The organism is Devosia sp. (assembly GCF_036406155.1).
Lineage (GTDB): Bacteria > Pseudomonadota > Alphaproteobacteria > Rhizobiales > Devosiaceae > Devosia_A.
The window spans coordinates 1-3,478 of the sequence record NZ_DASWVV010000062.1 but is presented as its reverse complement, the minus strand read 5'-3'; the positions used below and the strand labels follow the sequence as shown (position 1 = coordinate 3,478).

Sequence of the window (3,478 nt, the reverse complement as noted above, 5' to 3'; positions counted from 1 at the left end):
TCTATACGCGCGCTCGCTGCCCCGCGGGCCGGCCAATACGACACACAATTCCGTGCAACCAAGACCGGGCGGTCGGAGACAGTTTTCCGACACACGCGCCCCTGTGAAAAGATCAGGACGGATCGAGACATGAACATCATTCAGCAGCTCGAGAAAGAGCAGTACGACGCGCTGGCGCAGCGGGCCAAGGTGCCCGAATTCACGCATGGCGACACCGTCAAGGTGTGGGTCAAGATCCGCGAAGGCGACAAGGAACGCCTGCAGGCCTACGAAGGCGTGGTCATCGCCCGCTCCGGCTCGGGCATCGGTGAAAGCTTCACCGTGCGCAAGATCTCCTACGGCGAGGGCGTCGAGCGCGTCTTCCCGGTGCTGAGCCCCAACATCGACCGCATCGAGGTGCTGAAGCGCGGCAAGGTGCGGCGCGCCAAGCTGTATTACCTGCGTGACCGGCGCGGCAAGTCGGCCCGTATCTTCGAATCGACCTCGGCGCGCACCAAGAAGATCGAGGCCAGCGAGCGCGACGCCGCCGCCGAGGCCCGCGCCGCCCGCGAGGCCGAGAAGGTCGCCGCCGCCGAGGCGCTGGCCGCCGAACTGGCGCAGAAGGAAGCCGAGGCCGCTGCTGCTGCAGCCGCTGAGGCTGCTGCCGCCGAGGCCCCGGCGGCCGACGCGACCGCGAGCGAATAGACCCGGGCGCGCCGCGCCCGCCCGCTCCGACCGTTTGCAAGCCCGGCCCCGGCAGGCGGCCGGGCTTTCGATTCGACCGAGGGGAATGCCATGACCGCCGAGGAGAGGGCAGCGCTCGCCAGCCAGCTGCTGCAGGAAGCCGGCACGCTGCTCGGCCAGACCGGGCTGTTTGCCCTGCTGCAGCAGCGCTACGACACGGTGCTGGTCACCGGCAGCGCCGGCTACGACCTGATGGTGGGACGCGACATCGACCTCTATCTGCCGGTCGAGGCCGACGCCTGGCCCGAATGGGCCGGGCTGGCCGGCGACATGGCGCGGCAGCTGCAGGCCTCGGGCCTGGCCCTGCACCGCGCCAGCTTCCTCAACGATTATGCCGACCCCCATTCCCTCGATGCGGGACTGTACTGGGGCATCGAGTTCCGCGACGAAGCCGGCCACCTCTGGAAATGCGACATCTGGGGCTGGGACCCGTTCGATTTCGCCGTCCGCCAGGCCCGCGACGACAGCCTGCGCGTCGATCTCGCCCGGGCCGACCGCGACCTCATCCTGCGCCTAAAGCACGAGGCCCGCGCCTGCGGCAGCGAGATCACCAGCTTCGACATCTACCAGTTCGCCATCGCTGGCGCCGGCACCAGCCTCGCCGAGCTCGAGGCGTGGAAAGGCCGGCGCTGAGCGGCCGGCCCGCCGCGGCTCGGGATGCCGACTCCCCATCCGCGCCAAATCGCACTAGCATGGCGCAGTTTTTCCAGCTGAGGACATGCAAGTGAACGACATGGCGCCGCCGGCGGTGGATCGCAAGGCCGCAGCGGCGGGCGTCGTCGCGCGGCTCGAGCACCTGATCCGCGCCGACCGGCTGATGACCGACCCGCTGATGACCTATGCCTATTCCGGCGACGCCAGCTCGTACCGGCTGATCCCGGCGGTGGTGGTGATCATCAACAGCGAGGACGAGGTGCGCGCCGTGATCGAGGCGGCGCGTGCCGAAGGCCTGCCGCTGACCTTCCGTGCCGCCGGCACCTCGCTTTCCGGCCAGGCCGTCACCGAGGGCGTGCTGGCGGTGCTCGGCGACGGCTGGAAGAAGCTGCAGGTGGCCGACAACGGCGAGCGCATCACGCTCGGCCCGGCGATCATCGTCGCCCAGGCCAACCGGGCGCTGAAGCCGTTCGACCGCAAGCTCGGGCCCGACCCGGCCAGCCAGGCCACCTGCAAGATCGGCGGCGTCGTCAACAACAACTCCTCCGGCATGTGCTGCGGCGTCGCCTACAACACCTACCATACGCTCGAGCGGCTGCGGGTGATGCTGGTCGACGGCACCGTGCTCGATTCCGGCGACCCGGCGTCCGTCGCCGCCTTCCGCCAGAGCCATGCCGGCCTGCTGCAGGGGCTGCACGACCTGCACCGCGAGGTGGCGGCCGACGCGGACCTGGTGGCGCTGATCCGCCGCAAGTACCGGATCAAGAACACCGTCGGCTACTCCATCAACGCGCTGATCGACTTCCACGACCCCGTCGACATCCTCGTCCATCTGATCGTGGGTTCGGAGGGTACGCTCGGCTTCGTCTCCGAAGTCACCTACCGCACCATCGACGAACATCCCCACAAGGCGACCGATCTCGTCATCTTCCCCGATCCCTACTCCGCCGGCCGCGCCATTTCCCGGCTGGCCAATGACGGCGTCCAGTCGACCACCGGCGTCACCGCGGCCGAGTACATGGAACGGCGGGCCCTCGCCACGGTGGAGCACGTGCCGGTCATCCAGCCCTACGTTTCCCAACTCGGCGCCGAGTCGCCCGGCGTCCTCATCGACGTCAGCGCGCCGGATCCCGAGACGCTGGCGAAGGAAGTCGCGCGCGCCGCCGCCATCTGCCGCGAGGAAGGGGCAGCCAATGTCGACTTCCTCGTCGACGAGGCCAGGTCCGAGGCGCTCTGGGACGTGCGCAAGGGGTTCTTCGCCTCGGGTGGTGCCGCAAGGCCGAAGGGTACGAGCTTCCTCACCGAGGACGTCGCCGCGCCGGTCGGCCGGCTGGCCGATTTCGTCGTCGACCTGCGCCGCCTGCTCGACGACCACGGTTATCCCGACGCGGTGATCATCGGCCACGCGCTCGCCGGCAATCTCCACTTCCTCATGGCCGACAATTTCATGGACCCCGCGGCGGTGACGCGCTTCGACGCCTTCAACCACGCGCTCGCCGACCTCGTCTCCATCCGCTACGGCGGCTCGCTCAAGGCCGAGCACGGCACCGGCCGCGCCATCGCCCCCTTCGTCGAGGCCGAATGGGGCAGCCGCGCCTACGGCCTGATGCAGCGCATCAAGGCCCTGTTCGACCCCGAGGGCCTGCTCAATCCGGGCGTGCTGCTCAACCCGGATCCCGCCATCCACGTCAAGCACCTGAAGCTCATGCCGCTGGCCGACCCGCTGGTCGACATGTGCATCGAGTGCGGCTTCTGCGAACCGGCCTGCCCCAGCCACCAGATGACGCTGAGCCCGCGCCAGCGCATCGCCGTCACCCGCGAAATGGCGCGCCTGCGCCAGACCGGCGAGGACCCGGAGCGGCTCAGGGCGCTCGAGGACGGCTTCCAGTATGCCGGCATGGACACCTGCGCGGTGTGCAATCTGTGTGCGCTGCGCTGCCCGGTGGGCATCGAGACCGGCACCATGATCCTGGGCGCGCGTGCCCGGCGGCGTTCCGACGCCGACCGGAACAAGGCGCGCTGGGCCGCCGACCATACCGCCGCCATCGAGCGCGGCATGCGACTGGGCGTCGGCGCCCAGGCGCTCAGCCGCGCGCTCGTC

The 3,478-nt window shown here is 69.6% G+C and carries 3 protein-coding genes; all 3 read left to right on the top strand.

Features of this window, described 5'->3' with window-relative positions:
• The first annotated feature begins 129 nt into the window (after positions 1-129).
• Positions 130-684 (top strand): 50S ribosomal protein L19, encoded by a 555-nt coding sequence (gene rplS / locus VGD93_RS03915; protein ID WP_395009386.1) that lies wholly within the window; start codon positions 130-132, stop codon positions 682-684.
• A gap of 90 nt (positions 685-774) precedes the next feature.
• Positions 775-1,356, top strand: coding sequence for a hypothetical protein (locus VGD93_RS03910; RefSeq protein WP_395009384.1), 582 nt, complete (start codon positions 775-777; stop codon positions 1,354-1,356).
• Positions 1,357-1,456: 100 nt separating this feature from the next.
• Positions 1,457-3,478 (top strand): FAD-binding and (Fe-S)-binding domain-containing protein (locus VGD93_RS03905; protein ID WP_395009388.1); only part of this gene is annotated, 2,022 nt, incomplete at its 3' end.

Bases quoted from the DNA above. Each gene is read 5' to 3' on its own strand.
- rplS (WP_395009386.1), top strand. From the start codon at position 130: ATGAACATCATTCAGCAGCTCGAGAAAGAGCAGTACGACGCGCTGGCG.
- VGD93_RS03910 (WP_395009384.1), top strand. From the start codon at position 775: ATGACCGCCGAGGAGAGGGCAGCGCTCGCCAGCCAGCTGCTGCAGGAA.